This is a genomic window from Pseudomonas sp. RIT778 (genome assembly GCF_019718735.1).
In the GTDB taxonomy this organism is placed as follows: Bacteria; Pseudomonadota; Gammaproteobacteria; order Pseudomonadales; family Pseudomonadaceae; genus Aquipseudomonas; species Aquipseudomonas aphyarum.
Genome location: NZ_JAIHBA010000020.1, coordinates 1 through 19,803, shown reverse-complemented (window position 1 = coordinate 19,803; position 19,803 = coordinate 1). Strand labels below are relative to the sequence as shown.

The following is a 19,803-nucleotide window of genomic DNA, read 5'->3' as shown; positions in this document are numbered from 1 at the left end:
CGTTCTTCCAAAACTGACAAGGATAATGTCATGAAAAAAAGCCTGAAATACCCGATGAGTCTGCTGGGCGCCTGTATCGCAATACCGTTGTCCGCCCAGGCGGACACTCGACATTCGGAAGACGAGCTGGTGGGCAAGGTGTCCTTCCTGACCTCCACGGTCGAAAAGCTCAATGACGCAAACTTGCAGATCGACCCCTTTCTCACTTCGGCCATTTCCCCGCCGCCGGATTACAAGGGGCCGCTGTTCACGCTCAGCCATGATTATCCGACCCAATTGCCGACCGGCACCTCATTCCCGTGGAGCAAGACCACCGGCAACGGCAAGATCACCCAGGCCAACGCCGGCGCCTACGTTCAGGCACTCAAAGACTACGTCTCGCCTGACATGCGCAAGATCGTCTACGACTACGCCAACTGGAACTACAAGGGCAGCGGCTGGTTCGACTCGATCTGGCTGGGCATAGAGCGTGAGCCCATTCGTGGCGTGTATGTCGGGTCAGGTTTTCCCGCCGGCACGCTGACGGATCAGACCCTGCCCGTGACCACGTATGTGCTGACGCTGTACGACACCCGCGCGGCGAAAACCCTCGGCGATATCTGGGGCAAAACCCCTGAACGCGCGATGAATCCAGTGCTGGAAACGAGCACCACGCAGTTTGCCGAAGGCAGCGTCATCATCAAGTTCGCGATGGTCAGTGCCTGTGGCAGCGATTGGGCCCCCATGGAAGGCGCCGCCCAATGGGAAATCTACGCACCGGTAAACACCAGCAATGGCAGCGCGCTGAATAAAACACAATGCGTCGACAAAGACTTCAAGGGCACCACCACTCAACCGGCGATGACCAAGGTGTCGCTGATGCAGTTCGACATCATCGTCAAGGACAGCGTCGCGTCCCCGCAAACCGGGTGGGTGTTTTCGACGCTGGTCTACGACAAGAACGCACCGGGTAAAGACGCCTGGGACAAGATGATTCCGCTGGGCGCCACCTGGGGCGGCAACCCGGACGTCATCAACACCGCGCCCACTGCGCTGACGCCTCCCGTCACGGTCAATCAGAAACTCAGCGAAAACTGGGTCAATCCCAAGTCGCCGGCCTATTCGGTTTCCACCCTGGGATGGGACGGCCGATTGTCAGGCCCGAATGACGGCGCCGTCGTGACTCCCGCTTGGACTGGATCGCACTACTTCCCGGCCGGACTGGCCAGCGCTGGATGCCTGGGCTGCCACAGCAGCGCCCAGTATCCGATGACCGCTTTCTTGCTGCCCACCTCCAGCTACCCACCGCAAACCATCGATCCGCCGCTTTCGGGCAGCGATCCTGACGCAGCATTGGTCATGGCCGAACCCGGCTCGAAACTCTGGATGAGCTGGTTCCAGAGCCGTGACGGCAAGACCCCGATGGGGCCGAACACCGCGCAAGGCGCGAAACCGGTGGCGCTGGATTACGACATGGTGACCGCGTTCAAGGCGATTCCGATGTGGCAACAGGCCAAGGCGGCTGAGGCTAAAAATGCCGGGAAGTGATGGGTAAGCGTACGTGACAGGAACAGGACGGTGGAAAAGCGCCGTCCTGACTTCTTGCGGGATGCTCAGAACAGTGCTCGCCAGGCGCAGCGCAACGGTTACGCGGGTAAGGGAGAAAACACGACATGGCTTGTTCACCCATCATCACAACTCGCTTTCCGAGCAACGGCCACCGGGAATGGGTTCACTCCGACCTGACGGTGCAATATTCAAGGAAGATTGATCTGGTGCCGGAAACAACACAGCGTTCATTCCCGTTGACCTGGCATCACCAGATACCCTTCAACAGTTTGAGAGATTTCTGGAACTGGCTGTATGTCATAGCCGATGACGATCTGCTCGACATGTGCGTAGATCTTTTCAGCCAGCGAGCCAGAGGTGGGCGCTTCCCGGAGATCAAAAGAAAGCTAAAGGCAATCAAGACCACCTTGATGCCCTCCCCGCAGTTGGAAACCCAGACCTATGCACAATGGAAAGCGGTGGTTGGACAAATTGCCAATGGTCTTCTTGCTGTCGCCGATGAACTTGACGGTGAGGAACAGTCCGACCTCTTTGAAGCCATTTCATGGTCAGCGTGGAATATTCTCGAAGGCCCGCTTCCCCAACATCGCAGTGATGATCCAGGGGATGCCAACGTAGACGACTTCAGTCGTTTGAGAGAAATAAAGTTCTCGAAACACTTTGTAAAAGCCGCCGAGCTATATGCCTCCATGGTGCTTTTTACCAATGAAATGAATGCCCAGCAGAATCAAAATTACAGTAAAGCCTGGGTCAAGGATCGCGCCAAAAAACTACTCACGATACTGACCGGTGCGGACCAGCTTCTGTCCGGCGTCAAGATCACTTTCTTCAACAGGAAGCACTGGAGCTATCAGGAGCAGATGACCGGGCGCACGCCTGTGAGGGCGACTGTGCTGGACAATGGAGCGACCTGGTATCGGTGGCGCCGTTGCATCTAGGTTCGCTGAATGTAACGAAAACTCAGGGAGGCGTGCATGTACTCGATCATGATCTGGAACGCCCAACACTTCGATAATCAAAAGGGTATCCACTCGCAAGCCTATGCCGATAAAAAGAAGTTTTTGGATTTTTATATCGCGCAGAAAAAGCCGCATATCATCGCGCTGTTCGAAGCGGGTAAAACCGGAAACATCAATGAAAGCCTGATTGCCGATCTGACCGGCAGTTACACCGCCATTGCAATATTGACGCAGGAAGGCGGCAAGAAAAAACATACGACCCTCGGCTCCATGGTGTTGATACGGAACGATGTCAGTGCCGAGTTCGAGAACGTTACCGACAACTATATTTTGTCCCACACCGAACAACGCGCGCCGCTGATCATACGGCACATCAAATCAACTTTTGGTTTCGCTTTCTATCATGCCAATGCCTCGTTCATGGCGCCGGGCAATATCGTGGACACGATCGGTTTCATCCAGGAAAACGCCGAGTTGCTTGGCATCAAGAAACTGCTGTTTTTTGGCGGTGACCTGAATCTGATACCCACGCAGACGTACGCGCAAATCAAAGGCATGGATCGCCTGGTGCCGACCAGCCCGGGCTACACCCACCTGAGCATAAAGAACGTAACACTCGCAAAAGCCACTCACGAGCTGGGCATCCTTCAAGGCTACGGCCATGACACACAACTCACGGCCAAAACCTATCTGCCCGACTATATGTTTACTCAAGGTATCGAGGTCTGTGAGCTGCAGCCGGTTCTGTTGCTGCTCGACTATGCCTACGTCTTGTTTGCCCAGCATTGGCGGGCAGAGTGCGATGCGAGCCTTCGCCAGACCAGCGACTCGTTCGGCAACATCCTGGAAATTGCCCCGTATTGTCTGGGACATCCAATCCGCAGTGATCACTTCCCCGTTATTTTCACCCTCAACGCCAGCCTGGAATAGTTCGGGCCACAAGGACGTAAATGCCAATTCCTGCCTATAACAGTAAAGACCTGGTGGCGATTTCAACCGTAATCGCCTCTGCTGCCCGTCAACTGAATTGGGACGGCGACCTGGACAACAACTCCAGTGTGAAAGTCGAGGAAGTGCAGTGCATGAGAATGGGCGAGAGTTTGTATTTCGCCTGTAACAAAGGCGAGCATGTGGCGGTTGCAAACCTGTTCAGTGCCTTTGGCGTCATCGATCACGCTACCCTCGTGTCATGCGTGCGCTATTGCAACGCAATTCTGGGGCCGGATTACTCCACCAGTAAACGGAAGAAAAAGTTCGGCAAGGGGTACACCCTTAAATACAGTGGGCCGGAACAACAGTCATTCAGGTATGCAGGATTGCCTGCTCAATTTCCTGCATTGACAGTCACGGAAGTGGCAGATGCACACCGACTCATTACCGGTGCAACGTTGCCGTTGACGGCCACGGCCCAGGAAAGTCGTATCGCTTGGTGCTTGCGTAAATTCACCGAAGCCGGTGCCATGACCAACCTGGCTCGTCAGGCAAAAACCAAGTCTTTGCTGCTCCACACTTACAACGCCGGGGCAAATGAGATCAACATTATCAATGACAGCCGCGAAGTTCATGCCGAGTTGAAACTTTTGCGCATATTGACCGAATCAAAATTGGGCGTCGGCTCATTCAATCCCCATACACAAGTTGCTTTGGGTGGTCTGAAAAAAGCGTGCGCATATTGCAATGCCTGGATCGGCTTCTATAAACCCTGGATCAAGGCTCAGTACCGCGTCGATCTGGAAACACCTCAAACCGATAATCGTGATGAGGGAGGTGGAGAAGGAGATCGGCCCGAAATTGATAAAACGCATCTGAGTCGGTTCGGTCTCTACGTAGGCACGTTGTTTGATGGTAAAAAAAACGACATGTGCACCAGTGTCGGGCTACATCAGGATAGTGAATGGTAGCCACCATGAGCTTCCGGGATGCTGGAAAAGGGACACCCCTCAAAGGATTACGCCATGCCCCGTTCCACCGACAGCAACACTACCCTCTCCCTCACTGCTGCCGCGGTGTCAGCGCTTTATCCCGAGTCATTGTCCGGCGACGAAGCGCTCAATGTGCTGGGTTCGCAGGTCCTCAACGGACTCAACGACGGCACGCCTCTCACCCTGACCAGCGCTATCGCCAGCCACGTCACCACTACCCTGCACAACGACGCCCAACTCCGTCCCTTCGACGCACTGGTCGCCGAAATCCGCCAGCTCCCCGCTGACGCCAGCGCCGAGCGCTATCAGCTGGTTCTAAGGCCATGGCTCTGGTGGCTGACCCTGGCCAGCAATAACCGGGTGTTCCAGAACCTCGCGACTTCGGACATCGTCACCACGATTTTCAAGGCTCACGGTTTCACCGATTTCAAACTCTCGTTGACCGGCAGTTACACCCCACGCGAGTACTGCGTGCAGTACGGCGAAACCGACTTTGCCTTCGTCTCGCGGCTGCTGGAAGAGGAAGGCGTCTTCTGGTTCTTCACCCACGAGGACGGCAAGCACACGCTCGTGCTCGGCGACAGCAACGACGCTTTCGTACAGATCCCCAACGGGCCGACGGTCAAGTATCTGGGCCAGCAAATGGGCGAGCGCGAGCTGCACGGCATCCGCTCAGGCCAGGTGTGTCTGCAAGCGGTGGCCGGGGTGTACAAGGCGACGGATTACGAGTTCACCACACCGACCACCTCACTCTATGGCCAGGCCGAAGCCGTGGCCGGGCCGCGTTCGATCTATGAGCATCCCGGCGGTTACAACGCCAAGGCTCGGGGCGATGCGTTGACCAAGCAGCGGGTCGACGGTTTGCGAAGTGAAGAGAAACGCTTCGTCGGCGAGAGCGACTGTCGCTGGCTGATCCCGGGACATTGGTTCACCCTCGATGGCCACGAAGACGCAAGCCTGAACATCGATTGGGTCGTCACGCGAGTCACCCACGACGCCAGCCACGAAAGCTATCGCAACCGCTTCGAAGCGATCCCCAAGGCCACGCCGTTTCGTCCGCAACGCCTCACGCCCAAACCGCGCATGCATCCACAAACTGCCATCGTCGTCGGCAAGTTCGGCGAGGAAATCTGGACCGACGAATACGGCCGGATCAAGTTGCAGTTCCCGTGGGATCGCGACGGTAAAAACGACGAAACCAGTTCCTGCTGGGTCCGCGTGGTGCTGCCGTGGAGCGGCAAGGGTTTCGGCATGCAGTTCGTGCCGCGTATCGGTCAGGAAGTCATCGTGACCTTCATCGACGGCGATCCGGACCGGCCGCTGGTGACCGGTTGCGTCTACAACGGTGACAACGCCCTGCCCTACGCCTTGCCGGCGAACCAGACCCAATCCGGGATCAAGACCCAGTCATCCAAGGGCGGCGGCGGTTTCAACGAGCTGCGTTTCGAGGACAAGAAGGATGCCGAAGAGGTGTTCCTGCAAGCGCAGAAAGACCTGAAGATCAACGTGCTCAACGACACCACCGCCACCGTCGGCCACGATGAAACCCTCACGGTGCAGAACGCCCGCACCCGCACGGTCAAGGACGGCGATGAAACCGTGACGCTGGAGAAAGGCAAACGCAGCGTCACGATCCAGACCGGCAGCGACAGCCTCGATGTTAAGGACAGTCGCACCGTGAAGGTCGGCGCCGACCAGAACCACAGCACCGGCGGCAATTACACCGACAAGGTCACCGGCGATTACAGCCTGACGGTGGACGGCAACCTGACGATCAAGGTCAGCGGCACCCTCACCCTGCAAAGCGGCGGCAGTTTCACGATCAAGAGCGGCGCGGATCTGGCCACGTCCGCCAGCACCTCGATCACGCACAAGGCCGGCACTGCCTTGACCAATCAGGCCGGCACCTCGCTGGACAACAAGGCCGGAACAACGCTGACCAACGACGCCGGCATCAGCCTGACCAACAAGGGCGCGGCCTCACAGACCGTGGACGGCGGCGGCATGCTGACCATCAAGGGCGGGTTGGTACAGGTCAACTGACAAGGAGAAGCCATGGCGATCACACCGCTGGATCTGCAGCAGGATGACAAGCAGCTCAAGGGGCGTTTGCAGGACGGTCGACTCGATGGCCCGTTGAACATCAAGGATGACGGGCGTAAACAAGCCGATCTGAATTACAGCCAGGGTGAACTGCAAGGTACATCGCTGCTCTATCACCCCAACGGCAAGGTATCGGCGCAGATGCCGTTCGTGCGTGACAAGTTGCAAGGCATCGCCAGTTTCTACGCACCCGAGGGCTGGTTGCAGCGCAAGGCCACTTATCGGCGTGGGTTATTGCATGGCGAGTCGTTCAATTACTTTCCCGACGGCCAAGTGGCGGAAGCCGAGTTCTATCGTGACGGCGTGCGTGAGGGGCGTTATCAGCGCTTTCATCCCAACGGCAAACCGGCGGTGGATGCGCGTTATCTGAATGGGCAGTTGATGGAACCCGAACAGGGGTTCGCCGAGGACGGACGGCCGCTGGATGCCGATGGCAAACCGATTTCCCGGGTGCGCTGGTGGTTTCGCAAATGGACAGATCCGGCGCAGGCCTGACTCAGGGAATCAACATCTGCATCTGCCCCGGCATCACGATCTTGATCACCCCCGCCCAGTTGCACATCAACGTGCTGTTGGCATCGATCGCCGGCATCCCGCCCAGCAGCAGGGTCGGCGCTCCGCCGGGGATCCACGGCGTGGCGGTCGCCGGAATGCATGGCATCGGCGTCAGTACGCCCAGCGCCGCAGCCGTGGCAGCGGCGACCATCGGGTTGGCCATGCTCATGCACATGCCAAACGTGGTGACGTTGACCAGCGGAATATGATCCATGATGTTCGCCGCCGGCATCCCGCCGGTCAGCGTGCGGTTGACCGGCAGCACGTTGAGCACCGCCGGTGCGGCGCCGAAACTGCATTGCAGGGTGGCGCTGGCACAGACTTGCGGGCAGCCCATTTCAAAGCTCCTTCGTGAACAAGGCATACCCGCTAAACCTTAGTCGCCAGCGGCCCGCCGCGCACATTCCCAAAGGTGATTATCGTCCAACACGCTAACCTATAAGACCGAACCGCGCTTGTGACGACCCGAGCGCGCCATTAGATTAGCCAATGATGTCTGGCCTCCAAAATAAGCAGAAGGGATAAGCATGGCGCTTACTGACCAGTCCACCCGTATCCGCTCTGGCGAAGAACTCGATGCCAGCCTGATCGATCCGTACCTCAAGGCGCACATTCCGGGCCTGACCGGCACGCCGCAGATCAGCCAGTTTCCCGGCGGCGCGTCGAACCTGACCTACCTGCTGGAATACCCGGACCAGGAATTTGTCCTGCGCCGTCCACCGTTCGGCCACAAGGCCAAGTCCGCCCACGACATGGGCCGCGAATTCCGCATCCTCAACCAGTTGCGCGATGGCTTCCCGTATTGCCCGAAAACCTACGTGCACTGCACCGACGATTCGGTGATCGGCGCCGAGTTCTACGTGATGGAACGGGTCAAGGGCATCATCCTGCGCTCGGACCTGCCGCCGGAACTGGGCCTCGACCCGGCCAAAACCGAAGCCCTGTGCAAGAGCTTCATCGACCGTTTCGTCGAACTGCACCGCGTCGATTACAACGCCTGCGGCCTCGGCGATCTGGGCAAACCGGAAGGCTACGTCGCTCGCCAGATTAAAGGCTGGAGCGAGCGCTACGAAAAAGCCCTGACCCCGGACGCACCGCACTGGGAAAAGGTCAAAGCCTGGCTCAACGACAAGATGCCGGCCGATCACCCGACCTCCAGCATCGTGCACAACGACTACCGCTTCGACAACGTCATCCTCGACCCGAACAACCCGATGCAGATCATCGGCGTGCTCGACTGGGAACTGACCACCCTCGGCGATCCATTGATGGACCTGGGCAACACCCTCGCCTACTGGATCCAGGCCGACGACCCGGCACCGGTGCAACTGATGCGCCGCCAGCCAAGCCACGCGCCGGGCATGCTGACCCGCCGCGAATTCGTCGACTACTACGCCGAGCGTTCGGGCATCCAGATCGACAATTTCGACTTCTACTACACCTACGGCCTGTTCCGCCTGGCCGGCATCGTGCAGCAGATCTACTACCGCTTCTTCCATGGCCAGACCCAGGACAAACGCTTCGCGCAGTTCATTCACATGAACAAACTGCTGGAGCAGATGAGCCTGCAGGTCATTGCCAAATCTAGCCTCTGATGACGGCGTTATAACAAGGCTTACTACAAGGGAATCCCATGTCCAAGACTCAGTTGTTCGACCTCGACGGCAAGATCGCTTTCGTCTCCGGCGCCAGCCGCGGCATCGGTGAAGCCATCGCCAAACTGCTGGCCCAGCAAGGGGCCCACGTCATCGTTTCGAGCCGCAAACTCGAAGGCTGCCAACACGTGGCCGACGCCATCATCGCCGCCGGCGGCAAGGCCACGGCGGTCGCCTGCCATATCGGTGAAATGGAACAGATCAGCCAGGTCTTCGCCGGGATCAAGGAACAGTTCGGGCGCCTGGACATCCTGGTCAACAACGCGGCGACCAACCCGCAATTCTGCAACGTGCTGGACACCGACCTCGGCGCCTTCCAGAAAACCGTCGACGTGAACATCCGCGGCTACTTCTTCATGTCGGTGGAAGCCGGCAAGCTGATGCGCGAAAACGGCGGCGGCAGCATCATCAACGTGGCGTCGATCAACGGCATTTCGCCGGGGATCTTCCAGGGCATCTACTCGGTGACCAAGGCCGCCGTGATCAACATGACCAAAGTCTTCGCCAAGGAATGCGCGCAATTCGGCATCCGCTGCAACGCCCTGCTGCCGGGCCTGACCGACACCAAGTTCGCCTCGGCCCTGGTGAAAAACGACGCGATCCTGAAGCAAGCCCTGACCCAGATCCCGCTCAAACGCGTAGCCGACCCGAGCGAAATGGCCGGCGCCGTGCTGTACCTGGCAAGCGACGCTTCGAGCTACACCACTGGCGTATCGCTGAACGTGGACGGCGGTTTCCTGTCCTGATCCGCTTCTGACGCAAAACAAAAGGCAGCCCATGGGCTGCCTTTTTCATGCCTCCAGAACCTTCGGCAACTGCCAGCCAAAATGCACCGACAACAACCGCAACAACAAACACGCCGCCCCCGCCAGCAACGCAGCCGCCACCGGCGGCACACCGAGCCTGCGCCCGACAATCAACACCGCCGCCCCGACAAACGCCGAACTGGCATACAGATCCGCCTGCAACACCACCGGCACCCGCGCCAGCACAATGTCACGCAGCACCCCGCCGCCGACCCCGGTAATCGTGCCCATCAGCATGGCCACAAACGGCGAGATCCCGAAATTCAACGCCTTCTGCGCCCCGGCCACCGCAAACAACGCCAGCCCCGCCGCATCCAGCACGATCAGAGTCGAACCGGACCAGCCCAGCACCCGCTCATGAAAAACAAACGCCACCCCGCCCATGGCAAACGCCAGCGCCGGATAGCGCCAGTCCGCCACAGCCTTGGGCGGCGTCGCACCGATCAACAGATCACGCGTCACCCCGCCACCGAGCGCAACGATGAACGCAATCACCATCACCCCGAGCAGATCGAGCTGACTGCGCATCGCCGCAATCGCGCCTTCAACCGCAAACACCGCTGTTCCGACCAGATCGGCCACCAGCACAATCCACTCGACCCGCGCCTTCACAGGCGCCCGGCTTATTGAGTGACGCAACGGGTCTTGGTGATGTGTCGAGTCACTTGCCCGTCGGCATACGCATCACCGGCGACCTCGGTATTTTCCATGACCTGACAAGTCCGCTCAGGCGGCGGAGGCGGCGCTGCCGGCGGAGGGGGTGGAGGACTGGCGCAACCACTGAGCAGCACCAGACCGACAGCCGACAACAACGAAAAACACACGCGTTTCCCAGGATTGTTCATAGGATGACCCGCGATGAATGGAAGAAAACTCCCGTCGCCGAGCAGGACAACGCCCGGTTATGGAAACCGAACCACTCATTCCTTATAGACCAGTGGACTGCAAGTGCCAGTGAAATGGCTCGAACTGGCAGGATTTGCTGTCGATTTTCGGGATGAGTCGACTAATCCATCACCACCGCCGACAAGCCATCACCTACAGGTGAATGTCAGATTGGGACGCAGAGCGTCCCGGGCTGCATTCCCACGCGGAGCGTGGGAACGATCAAAGCAAACGCAGTCCGCTCTTCGCTTCTCACCACTCACGACGATGAGCGTTAGCTCGAGTACCGCTTTTGATCGCAGGGCCCGTCGGCAGGCTGAGTGGAGGGATTGATCCGGGGGTGGGAGCGCAGCGACCGTGCGGCGCAGCCGCATGCATCGAGAGGAGGTGCAGCGAAGCAAACCGTAGGCGATGCCCCCGGATCAATCCCGGAGCGAAGGAACCCCGAGCCTCAGCGAGGGGCCGTACGTCAGGGTAAAGCCTTTTCGGTTACCTTTTCGGCGTTTGGAAAAGGTGACTCGCCGTAAGGGCGAAACCGCCAGCAACTGCCCCCGAAGAACCGGATATTCACCCAAACCGAACAAGAACCTGGTCGGCCCAAAGGCCGCCAAGTTCAACTGGGCGACCGCAAAGAATTACTCTCAAGCTCATACCGCAACTCACCAATCAAAGCATCCACCGCTTCCGGAGTACGCAAGGCACCAAGGCTCAACCCACTAATCACCAGATCCACCCGCCCCGAAACCGGCTCATACAACTTCACCGTAAGCGAATGATCCCCATCCACCACACACTCACAAGCCAACGGCGAAAAACTACGCTCAAGCCGAGCCCGTAACTGCGCCAGATAAATCATCGCGCCAGCTCCGCACAACCAGACTCAACAACCAACAACACATTCATAAAGGGCTGATCCATTAGCAGGTTCCAAAAAGACACGATCACCAAAAAAATGCATCGCACCTCACCAGACTAAGAACACCCCGCCCGATCAAACACCCGAATTTGCACCCCATGAACTAGTGCATTTGCACCTTACCGCTGCCCCCGACCGCCCCCCGAAAACAACCCACGCTCCCGAGCCCAGACAATCGCCTCACTGCGACTGTGCACATCCAGCTTCGAATACACCGTCGCCACATGATTGCGCACCGTGTTCGGCGCCAGTTTCAACCGCGCAGCAATCTCCTTGTCCGCCAGCCCCTCACAGATCAGCCCCAGCACATCACGTTCGCGAGCCGTAAGATCAGTGAACGACACACTCGGCAGTTGCGGCGAATTGACCTTCTTCACATTGGCCAGTTTTTCGATCAGCGTACGGCTGAACCACGAAGCATCCTTCATCACCTCTTCAATCGCCGCCACCAGCTCAAGCTCGGTGCGCTTGCGCTCGGTGATGTCCATCAGCACCAGCAGATAGCACACCGTGTCCTGAATGTTGACGGTATCAGCGGACACCGCGCACTCCAGCAGCTCGGCGTCTTTCCTGCGGATCCGCATATCGACGCGATCAACGCGGCCGGTCTTCTCCAGCGCCGCGAGCAACCGGGCGCGCTCCGCCGGTTCATCAATGAAGTCCAGTTGCGCGACGGTCTTGCCGAGCACCTCGTCGCTCTCGTACGCCAGGGTATCGAGAAACGCCTGATTGACGTCGATCAGCCGCTGCTCGTCGGCGCTGCAAATCAGGATCGGCACCGGCGTCAGGCGAAAGGCCTTGGCGAATCGTTCCTCACTTTGGCGCAGCGCAACTTCGGCCTTATGCCGGGGCTCCATGTCGACAAAGGAAAACAGCATGCAGTCCTCGTCATTGAGCACCAGCGGCTGCCCCGCGACGATCACCTGTTTGCTGCCGCCGTCCGGCAAGCGCAATTCGGCCTGCATCTGCGGAATGGTCGCGACATCGCGCAGGCGCTGGATCGCCAGGTCCTTGCGCTCGGCCTGTTCGAGAATATCCAGCTCATAGGTTGACGCGCCGATCACCTGATCGCGGGTATAGCCAGTCATCTCCAGAAACCCCGGATTGACCTTGATATAACGCAAGTCGCTGAGACGGCAGATCACCGCCGGCGCCGGGTTGGCGTTGAAGGTTTTTTCGAAGCGCTGTTCGGCGTTGGCCCAGTCGGTGACGTCGCTCATGATCAACACCAGCGACTCGATGTCGCCGTCGCGATCGGTCAACACCATGCTGCGCACGCTGTGCACCCAGGTGCGTTCCTCGTCATTGTGTGGGGTGACTTCGACCAACACGTCGCTGAAGGTTTCGCCGGTGGCTACGCGGCTGATCGGGTATTGCTCCGTTGTCAGCGTGTGGTTGTTGCGATAGCGCAGGTTGAAGCGCTCGACGTATTCCCCGGCATTGTTGCCCAGCTCGCCGATCCGGCTGACGCCATGCATCGCCAGTGCGGCTTCGTTGGCCCAGAGAATCGTCTGGTCGAGCTCCAGCAGAATCACCCCGTCGGACAGCCCGGCGATGATCTGCTGCAACTGACGGCGATTGGTTTCGGTGGTCAGGACGTCCCGGCTCATTGGTTCTCCACAAGTTCGCGCATGTGAAGTTTACGACCGCAGGCCGTTGTGATCGTGCCGGGCAACTTTGTCCCCGATTACCGAGCGCTGTGATCGACCAGCTCGCGCAGCGTATCGAGAAACAGCTTGAGCACCGGCGAGGCATCGTCGGCCCGATACGTCGCATACAGCGGCACTTGTGGCAGCGCCGGGGTCAGGCGCCGGAACACCAGCCCGGCCGGAGCCAACTGCTCGATCGATGCGGGTAACAGCGCCACGCCAAACCCGGCGCGAACCAGACTGAGCAAGGTCTGCACCTCGATCACCTGCTGGCGGATCTGCGGGGTGAACCCGGCCTGGATGCAGCACTGATAGAGAAAATTGGCGAACCGCGACTGCTTCAGTTCCAGCGCCACAAACGGCTCCTGCGCCAGATCAGCCGGCGCCAGCACCTCGCGCCGGGCCAACGGGTGATCCTGCGGCATCACCACATGGATCGGCTCATGGATCAGCAATTCATTGCGCAATTGCGGGTCGTCATAACCGACGCGGAACACGCAGGCGTCGATGCGCTTCTCCTTCAGCGCCTTGACCTGCGCCGCCGGGGTCATCTCATGCAGACGCCAGGTGACCTGCGGATAGCGCTCGCGAAACAGGTGCAGCGCCTTGGGCAGCACGCCGACCATCACCGAACTGATCATGCCGATTTCCAGCTCGCCGAGTTGCCCGCGCCCGGTCTGGCGGGTCAGATCCAGCGCTCGCTCGAGTTGCTCGAACACCAGCGGCGCCTGTTCCTTGAGCATCTGCCCCGCCGCCGTCAGCTCAACCCGATGGTGGCTGCGCTCGAACAGCGGCGTGCCGAGTTCTTCCTCCAGCAAACGGATCTGCTGGCTCAGCGGCGGCTGGCAGATGTGCAGCCGCTCGGCGGCGCGGCCAAAGTGCAGCTCATCGGCCAGCGCCATGAAGTACCGCAGCAAACGCAGGTCCATGGCGGCTTACCCCAGGTTCAGTGGCGTGGAACGCTGACGCACCCCGGTCAGGCTGAACAGCGCATTGGCAATTGCCGGGACCACCGACGGGCTGCCCAGCTCCCCGACGCCACCCGGTTTGTCCGGCTGGCCATCGAGCACGAGAATGTCTACCGGCGGCATGTCCGACATGCGCGTGACGCGATAGTCGTGGAAATTACTCTGCACCACCCTGCCCTGCTGGATGTCGAGACGATCGAATAGCGCGTGACCGAGGCCCCACATCAATCCGCCGTAAATCTGCTCCTCGACCCCGCCGGGCGACACCGCCAGACCGCAATCGACCACGCAGGTCAGCTTCTCGACCCGCGCCTTGCCGTCCACCTTCGCGACACGCGCCACCACGGCGATGAAACTGGTGTAGCCCTGATTGGTGGCGATCCCCAGCGCCGTATCCGGCGGCAGCTTCTGGCCCCAACCGGCGCGTTCGGCGGCCTGTTTCAACACCGCGACATGCCGTGGCCGCTCCTGCATGTTGGCAAGACGGAACGCCAGCGGATCTTTGCCGGCCGCATGGGCCAGTTCATCCATGAAGCTTTCCACGGCGAACACGTTGGGAATGAAGCTCACCGAGCGATACCAGCCGCTGGGCACGTTGCTTTCGTGTTTGACCCAGTTCAGTTCCAGGTGCGGCGGACGGTAGGCGAAGTCCCACGCGGTGATCGCTTCGGTGGTGCTGTAATCCATGTGATCCGGGCGCTCGAAATAACCCGGTTCCCACTGTTCCGGCGAGGCCGGTGACACCGCATGCAGTTGCAGCGCGGTGAGTTTGCCCTGGGCATCCAGTGCGCCTTTTGCCCGATGAAGCGTGGCCGGGTGATTGAACAGCGCGTGCATTTCGTCTTCGCGGCTGTTGAGCAGTTTCACCGGCACACCGGTTTTCTGCGCCAGATACGCGACCTCGAACAACCAGTATTTGGCTTCCCGCGCACCGAAGCTGCCACCGGACACCAGCTCATGGATGGTGACCTTGTCCTTGCCGATGCCGCACACGGTCTGCGCCGCTTCCAGCGCCGACGACGGCACCTGCACACCGCCCCAGTAGGTGATCGCCTGGTCCTTGACCTGCGCGGTGATGCAGATCGGTTCCAGCGGGTTTTGCACCTTGTAGGGCATGGTGTAATCGGCTTCGAGCAGCTTCGCAGCACCCGGCCATTGCCCGGCGACATCGCCCTGGGCCATGGCTTTGACGGTTTGCGTTGCCGGGTCGCTGATCGCCGCGATCTGCGCTTTGCTCAGCTCGGCGCTGTCGAAGCCGGCCAGCGGCGAGTCGCTCCATTTGATCTCCAGCAACTGGCGTCCCTGCTGCGCAGCCCAGAACGTTTCGGCCAGTACCGCGACGCCTTCTAGGTTGCCACCGAGCACGTCCGGCCGACCGGGAATCGCGATCACCTTGCGCACACCCGGCACCTGCAACGCGGCCGCCGAATCCACGGCGACAACCTTCGCGCCCACCACCGGTGCGCGCTGAATCACTGCCACCAGCATCCCCGGCAACTGCACGTCGATGCTGTACTTGAAGCGCCCGCAGACCTTCGCCGCCGCATCGCGTTTGTGGCGCAACTTGCCGATGTATTTGAACTGCGCCGGATCCTTCAGCGTGACGTTCGTCGGTGCTGGCAGATGCGCCGCCGCGCCGGCCAGTTCGCCGTAGCCGAGGCTGCGTTTGCTCGACGCATGCACGACCCGGCCTTCCTCGGTGGAGCAGCTGTCGGGGCTGACTTTCCACTGCTGCGCCGCCGCACTGATCAGCAGCGCCCGTGCCGTGGCGCCGGCCATGCGCAGGCGATCGTATTCCAGTGAAACGCTGGTGCTGCCGCCGGTGGAGAAGACTTTCCAGACCGGATGAATGTAGGTTTCGAAGAACGGGTCTTCCGGGGTGATGACCTGCACCGTCATCGGGTTCACGTCCAGTTCCTCGGCCACGCACGCGGCCAAAGCCGTCTGGGTGCCGGTGCCGGAATCGTGCTTGTGCACCACCAGTTTCACCGTGCCGTCGGGCAGCACGCGCACCCAGGCGTTGGGTTCGAATTCAGTGGCTGTGGTTTTCGCTTCAGTCGCCGCCGCACCGGAAGGCAGGTACAGCGCAATCGCCAGACCGGACGCCACCGTCACCGCCTGTTTGAGAAACACCCGGCGCGAGGGTTCTTGAAGGGTGCCGTCGATGAGGCTCATCACGCCTCCTTCGGCGCATTCGCCGCCCGTTTGATCGCTTTGTTGATGCGCCCGTAAGTGCCGCAGCGGCAGATATTCCCGGACATCGCGTTGCGGATCGAGTCGTCGTTGACCGGTGCGCCGGTGTTGAGAAGCGCGGCGGCGGACATGATCTGCCCGGATTGACAGTAGCCGCATTGCGGCACATCTTCGGCGACCCAGGCCAGTTGCAGCGGATGGTTTTCGCTGGGCGACAGGCCCTCGATGGTGGTGATGCTGTGGCCCGCGACGGCGGCCAGCGGCAACTGGCAGGAACGCACCGCGACGCCGTTCAGGTGCACGGTGCAGGCACCGCACAGGCCCATGCCGCAACCGAACTTGGTGCCGGTGAGTTTCAACTGATCACGCAACACCCATAACAAGGGCATGGAGGGGGACGCCTCATCCAGCTCGCGTCGTTCGCCGTTTACCGTGAGTGCAATCATTGTCAGGCTCCAAAAGAGCGGCCCGTCTTTGTGCGGGCCTGGTGACCGATTATTGGAACCCCCGGCAACGCGCGGCCAGCGACGATTTCTGCCAACCGGTGTAAGCAGGACTAACAACATGTACAAGCGATACCCGTCGGTGCAGTCCATGAGCGCGTTCATCCACGCGGCGCGCAGCGGCAGTTTTTCCAGTGCCGCGCGCAAGCTCGACCTGACCCACAGCGCGATCAGCCAGCAGATCCGCGCCCTGGAAGACTTCATCGGCCAGCCGCTGTTCGTGCGCGAAGGCGGCGGCAGTAACCTGACCGACGCCGGGCAGCTGTTTGCCAGCGTGCTGTCGGATGGTCTGGCGCAAATTGATCGCGCGTTGTCTTCGGTGAAAAACCGCAGCGTGGCTCAGCGACTGACCCTGGATGTGGACAGCGAACTGGCGCAGAGCTGGCTCAATCCGCGCTTGCCGCAGTTGCTCGACGGCTTGCCGGATTACGAAGTGACGTTGCTGTCGATGCCCCGCAGTGATCGCAGCACGTTCGAACGGGTGGATTTGTCGTTGCGCTATGGCTATGGCGATTGGGACGATTGCGAGATGACCCAGATTTGTGGGGACCGGGTGTTGGCGGTGGCGTCCCCTGCGCTGCTGGAGCGGGATGGTTTGCAGCTGCCATTGAGCCCGGCGCAGATTCTTGAACTGCCACTGTTGGGGTATACGCGCAGGTCGTGGATTCCGTGGCTGGATGCGGCGGGGATGCCGGCGGTGGAACCTGCTGCTCGCGTCGTTTTTGATAACGCGGCGAATTTGATTGCGGCGGCTGAAGCGGGTGTCGGTGCGGGGCTGGTGCGTGGATTATTGGCCGCCGATGCGTTGCGCAGCGGGCGGCTGGTGGCGTTGAACGAAGCGCAGATTGCGGCGCATTACAATCTTTATGCGGTGTGGCCGCATGGGCAGGCTGAGCGGGTGGCACCTGTTGTTGAAGTGATCAAGCAGTTGGCCATGCAAACACTTCACTGACGCCATCGCTGGCAAGCCCATATCGAACAAGTATCACCACCCCACCCAATTAATATTGTACGAACCCTCCCCCGCCTTCCAATACTCGCCTCAAGCAACCACCCACCCGGGCCGGATGCGAACAGGCGAGGGAATGCGCGAGTGCTGCGCATAGAAACGGCCGATTGCCCGGGACGTGGATGCTGTGAGCCGCAAGGCTCCCTTCCCCGCTATCAGGAGATCGACTTCAATGATCATCGATATCAGCTGCTATCCCACGGATCTCGTGGACCTCGCCTGGAGGCATGACGGTGACCCGTTCACCGGCGAGCGTCTGCTGGAGATGATGGATGGCCCGTACATGGTCAACGGCAAGCCTCGCCGCATCGACAAAGCCTTCATCCAGCCGCCGCAGGGCAACACCATTTACACCTGGACCGACGGCGAGCTGTCGGGCCGCGAATCCATCGACGCCTACATGGCCTACACCCTGAAAATGGTCCAGACCTACCCGGACCGTTTCATCGGCTGCTTCGTCTACAACCCGCGCTGCGGCGTGGAAAACGGCGTCGAGGCGATCGAGCGCTACGTCAAGGAACACGGTTTCAAGATGGTGCAGATGCAAGCCAACATGCACGCCTACCGTCCCGACCGTGCGCTGGACTGGGTCCGTCCGGCCTTCGAGAAATGCGCCGAGCTGGGCATTCCGGTCAAGCTGCACACCGGCGACGGGCCTTACAGCATCCCGTCGGAATGGGTGCCGATGATCAAGGAATTCCCCAACGTCGATTTCATCATGGCCCACTTCGGCGTGCAGACCGGCGGCGTCTACGTGTTCGAACCGATGCAGTGGGCGATGGAGCTGCCCAACGTCTACTGCGAATCCGGCTGGTGCCTGCAATCGCGGATCGTCGAGTTCGCCAAGGTCCTGCCGACCCACAAGATCCTGTTCGGCACCGACACCCCGCCGAACGAGCCGGGCATGTGGCTGCGCCTGCTCGAAGTGCTCTGCCACGAGCCGCCGCAGGGCCTGAACCTCGACGAGGACACCCTCGAAGACTACCTGGGCAACAACACCGCACGGATGATCGGCCTCGAGCCGTCCCCGCCGCCGCGTTCCGTTTCCGAAGCAGAGGCGCAACTCAAGCGCCCCGTCACCACCCAACTGGCCAGGAGCTGAACCGATGATCATCGACACCCATCTGCACCCCACCAACCTGGTCGACGAGGCCTGGCGCCACACCGGCGAACCGTTCACCGGCGAGCGCATGCTCAAATTGATGGACGGCCCGTACATGATCAACGGCAAACCGCGCCGGATCGACATGGGTTTCATCCAGCCGCCACCGGGCAACACCGGTTATCGCGACGGCAACCGCCGTGGTCGCGAGGGCGTGCGCGACTACATGTCCTACGTCGCCGAACTGTGCGTGAAGTACCCGGACCGGTTCATCGGCAACTTCAACTTCAACCCGCGCTGGGGACCGGAAAACGGCGCGGCAGAGCTGGAATTCCACATCAAGGAATACGGCTTCAAGATGCTCAAGCTGCACGCCAACATGCACGGCTATCGCCCGGATCGCGCACTCGACTGGCTGCGCCCGGCGATGAAGGTTTGCGCCAAGTACAACATCGTGGTGCTGATCCATACCGGTGACGGCCCGTACACCATTCCGACGATGTTCTACCCGATCATCCGCGAGTTTCCGATGGTCAATTTCATCATCGGTCACTTCGGCATCCAGACCGGTGGCAACTATTCGTTCGAGGCGTTCTGGATGGCGATGGACACGCCGAACGTGTACTGCGAATCCGGCTGGTGCTTCCAGTCGCGGATCGTCGAGTTCGCCAAGGAGTTGCCGCGCAACAAGATCGTGTTCGGCACCGACTCGCCGCCGAACGAACCGGGCATGTGGCTGCGCGAGCTGGAAGTGCTGTGCTCGCCGGCGCCGCAGGGCCTGGGGATCGACGAGGATCACCTTGAGGATTACCTGGGCAACAACATCGCCCGGTTGTGCGGGATCGAACCGACCCCGCCGCCCAAGGATCTGGCCGAGGCGGACATTCGTCTGACCACGACCTATCTCTAGGTACACGCACATTCCAATGTGGGAGCGGGCTTGCTCCGGGCGGCGATCCGACGAAAGCGGTGGATCAGTCACCGTAATTGCTAAATGACACACCGCATTCGTCGGATCGCCGCCCGGAGC

At 60.3% G+C, this 19,803-nt stretch carries 18 protein-coding genes; 11 read left to right on the top strand and 7 right to left on the bottom strand.

Annotated elements, in window-relative coordinates:
- Positions 1-30 precede the first annotated feature (30 nt).
- The 6 genes from K5E37_RS14880 to K5E37_RS14855 all read left to right on the top strand — a co-directional run bounded on the left by K5E37_RS14880 (position 31) and on the right by K5E37_RS14855 (position 7,027).
- On the top strand, positions 31-1,527 hold the full coding sequence (locus K5E37_RS14880) for a hypothetical protein (protein ID WP_221534250.1): 1,497 nt from the start codon (positions 31-33) through the stop codon (positions 1,525-1,527).
- Between the two features lie 125 nt (positions 1,528-1,652).
- Positions 1,653-2,486 carry a hypothetical protein gene (locus K5E37_RS14875; protein ID WP_085602770.1) on the top strand — a complete coding sequence of 278 codons (834 nt, stop codon included), beginning with the start codon at positions 1,653-1,655 and terminating at the stop codon, positions 2,484-2,486.
- A gap of 36 nt (positions 2,487-2,522) precedes the next feature.
- The gene (locus K5E37_RS14870; protein ID WP_085602768.1) at positions 2,523-3,437 is read left to right on the top strand and encodes a hypothetical protein; all 915 of its coding nucleotides are present in this window, start codon (positions 2,523-2,525) and stop codon (positions 3,435-3,437) included.
- A gap of 20 nt (positions 3,438-3,457) precedes the next feature.
- Complete coding sequence (locus K5E37_RS14865) at positions 3,458-4,408, top strand: hypothetical protein (protein ID WP_085602766.1); 951 nt, start codon at positions 3,458-3,460, stop codon at positions 4,406-4,408.
- Between the two features lie 54 nt (positions 4,409-4,462).
- Positions 4,463-6,472, top strand: coding sequence for a type VI secretion system tip protein VgrG (gene tssI, locus K5E37_RS14860; protein WP_221534248.1), 2,010 nt, complete (start codon positions 4,463-4,465; stop codon positions 6,470-6,472).
- A gap of 12 nt (positions 6,473-6,484) precedes the next feature.
- Positions 6,485-7,027, top strand: a complete 543-nt coding sequence (locus tag K5E37_RS14855; protein ID WP_221534246.1) for a toxin-antitoxin system YwqK family antitoxin — start codon at positions 6,485-6,487, stop codon at positions 7,025-7,027.
- 1 nt (position 7,028) lies between these two features.
- On the opposite strand, the gene K5E37_RS14850 is transcribed toward K5E37_RS14855, so the two are convergent.
- A complete protein-coding gene (locus K5E37_RS14850; protein WP_007958887.1) occupies positions 7,029-7,424 on the bottom strand; it encodes a DUF4280 domain-containing protein in 396 nt (131 codons plus the stop codon).
- 190 nt (positions 7,425-7,614) lie between these two features.
- Here K5E37_RS14850 and K5E37_RS14845 point away from each other — a divergent pair, with 190 nt between their 5' ends.
- Positions 7,615-8,682: a phosphotransferase family protein gene (locus K5E37_RS14845; protein ID WP_221534244.1), complete on the top strand. Its 1,068-nt coding sequence runs from the start codon at positions 7,615-7,617 to the stop codon at positions 8,680-8,682.
- 38 nt (positions 8,683-8,720) lie between these two features.
- Positions 8,721-9,488 (top strand): SDR family oxidoreductase, encoded by a 768-nt coding sequence (locus tag K5E37_RS14840; RefSeq protein ID WP_085687598.1) that lies wholly within the window; start codon positions 8,721-8,723, stop codon positions 9,486-9,488.
- A gap of 45 nt (positions 9,489-9,533) precedes the next feature.
- Here K5E37_RS14840 and K5E37_RS14835 read toward each other — a convergent pair whose 3' ends face one another.
- From K5E37_RS14835 to K5E37_RS14810, 6 genes are all read right to left on the bottom strand, one after another.
- Complete coding sequence (locus K5E37_RS14835; protein ID WP_254778409.1) at positions 9,534-10,130, bottom strand: trimeric intracellular cation channel family protein; 597 nt, start codon at positions 10,128-10,130, stop codon at positions 9,534-9,536.
- A 916-nt stretch (positions 10,131-11,046) separates the two neighbouring features.
- Positions 11,047-11,289 carry a DUF1652 domain-containing protein gene (locus tag K5E37_RS14830; protein ID WP_084776931.1) on the bottom strand — a complete coding sequence of 81 codons (243 nt, stop codon included), beginning with the start codon at positions 11,287-11,289 and terminating at the stop codon, positions 11,047-11,049.
- Between the two features lie 179 nt (positions 11,290-11,468).
- Positions 11,469-12,959, bottom strand: coding sequence for a helix-turn-helix transcriptional regulator (locus K5E37_RS14825; RefSeq protein ID WP_221534242.1), 1,491 nt, complete (start codon positions 12,957-12,959; stop codon positions 11,469-11,471).
- A 77-nt stretch (positions 12,960-13,036) separates the two neighbouring features.
- Positions 13,037-13,927, bottom strand: coding sequence for a LysR family transcriptional regulator (locus K5E37_RS14820; RefSeq protein WP_179694516.1), 891 nt, complete (start codon positions 13,925-13,927; stop codon positions 13,037-13,039).
- 6 nt (positions 13,928-13,933) lie between these two features.
- Positions 13,934-16,141 (bottom strand): xanthine dehydrogenase family protein molybdopterin-binding subunit, encoded by a 2,208-nt coding sequence (locus K5E37_RS14815; RefSeq protein WP_221534240.1) that lies wholly within the window; start codon positions 16,139-16,141, stop codon positions 13,934-13,936.
- The gene (locus K5E37_RS14810; protein ID WP_221534238.1) at positions 16,141-16,605 is read right to left on the bottom strand and encodes a (2Fe-2S)-binding protein; all 465 of its coding nucleotides are present in this window, start codon (positions 16,603-16,605) and stop codon (positions 16,141-16,143) included. The genes K5E37_RS14815 and K5E37_RS14810 overlap by 1 nt, the downstream gene beginning before the upstream one ends.
- 118 nt (positions 16,606-16,723) lie before the next feature.
- Between K5E37_RS14810 and K5E37_RS14805 the strand changes: the two genes are divergently transcribed.
- The 3 genes from K5E37_RS14805 (at position 16,724) to K5E37_RS14795 (ending at position 19,683) form a co-directional block, all read left to right on the top strand.
- Positions 16,724-17,614 carry a LysR substrate-binding domain-containing protein gene (locus tag K5E37_RS14805; protein WP_221534236.1) on the top strand — a complete coding sequence of 297 codons (891 nt, stop codon included), beginning with the start codon at positions 16,724-16,726 and terminating at the stop codon, positions 17,612-17,614.
- Between the two features lie 229 nt (positions 17,615-17,843).
- Complete coding sequence (locus K5E37_RS14800) at positions 17,844-18,773, top strand: amidohydrolase family protein (RefSeq protein WP_007952852.1); 930 nt, start codon at positions 17,844-17,846, stop codon at positions 18,771-18,773.
- A 4-nt stretch (positions 18,774-18,777) separates the two neighbouring features.
- Positions 18,778-19,683: an amidohydrolase family protein gene (locus K5E37_RS14795; RefSeq protein WP_007952854.1), complete on the top strand. Its 906-nt coding sequence runs from the start codon at positions 18,778-18,780 to the stop codon at positions 19,681-19,683.
- Positions 19,684-19,803 lie beyond the last annotated feature (120 nt).

What these genes read in the sequence shown, in the direction of transcription:
- K5E37_RS14850 (WP_007958887.1), bottom strand. Translation starts at nt 7,424, where the DNA reads ATGGGCTGCCCGCAAGTCTGTGCCAGCGCCACCCTGCAATGCAGTTTC.
- K5E37_RS14840 (WP_085687598.1), top strand. Translation starts at nt 8,721, where the DNA reads ATGTCCAAGACTCAGTTGTTCGACCTCGACGGCAAGATCGCTTTCGTC.
- K5E37_RS14810 (WP_221534238.1), bottom strand. Translation starts at nt 16,605, where the DNA reads ATGATTGCACTCACGGTAAACGGCGAACGACGCGAGCTGGATGAGGCG.
- K5E37_RS14865 (WP_085602766.1), top strand. Translation starts at nt 3,458, where the DNA reads ATGCCAATTCCTGCCTATAACAGTAAAGACCTGGTGGCGATTTCAACC.
- K5E37_RS14870 (WP_085602768.1), top strand. Translation starts at nt 2,523, where the DNA reads ATGTACTCGATCATGATCTGGAACGCCCAACACTTCGATAATCAAAAG.
- K5E37_RS14845 (WP_221534244.1), top strand. Translation starts at nt 7,615, where the DNA reads ATGGCGCTTACTGACCAGTCCACCCGTATCCGCTCTGGCGAAGAACTC.
- K5E37_RS14830 (WP_084776931.1), bottom strand. Translation starts at nt 11,289, where the DNA reads ATGATTTATCTGGCGCAGTTACGGGCTCGGCTTGAGCGTAGTTTTTCG.
- K5E37_RS14815 (WP_221534240.1), bottom strand. Translation starts at nt 16,141, where the DNA reads ATGAGCCTCATCGACGGCACCCTTCAAGAACCCTCGCGCCGGGTGTTT.
- K5E37_RS14800 (WP_007952852.1), top strand. Translation starts at nt 17,844, where the DNA reads ATGATCATCGATATCAGCTGCTATCCCACGGATCTCGTGGACCTCGCC.
- K5E37_RS14820 (WP_179694516.1), bottom strand. Translation starts at nt 13,927, where the DNA reads ATGGACCTGCGTTTGCTGCGGTACTTCATGGCGCTGGCCGATGAGCTG.
- K5E37_RS14855 (WP_221534246.1), top strand. Translation starts at nt 6,485, where the DNA reads ATGGCGATCACACCGCTGGATCTGCAGCAGGATGACAAGCAGCTCAAG.
- K5E37_RS14880 (WP_221534250.1), top strand. Translation starts at nt 31, where the DNA reads ATGAAAAAAAGCCTGAAATACCCGATGAGTCTGCTGGGCGCCTGTATC.
- K5E37_RS14825 (WP_221534242.1), bottom strand. Translation starts at nt 12,959, where the DNA reads ATGAGCCGGGACGTCCTGACCACCGAAACCAATCGCCGTCAGTTGCAG.
- tssI (WP_221534248.1), top strand. Translation starts at nt 4,463, where the DNA reads ATGCCCCGTTCCACCGACAGCAACACTACCCTCTCCCTCACTGCTGCC.
- K5E37_RS14805 (WP_221534236.1), top strand. Translation starts at nt 16,724, where the DNA reads ATGTACAAGCGATACCCGTCGGTGCAGTCCATGAGCGCGTTCATCCAC.
- K5E37_RS14875 (WP_085602770.1), top strand. Translation starts at nt 1,653, where the DNA reads ATGGCTTGTTCACCCATCATCACAACTCGCTTTCCGAGCAACGGCCAC.
- K5E37_RS14795 (WP_007952854.1), top strand. Translation starts at nt 18,778, where the DNA reads ATGATCATCGACACCCATCTGCACCCCACCAACCTGGTCGACGAGGCC.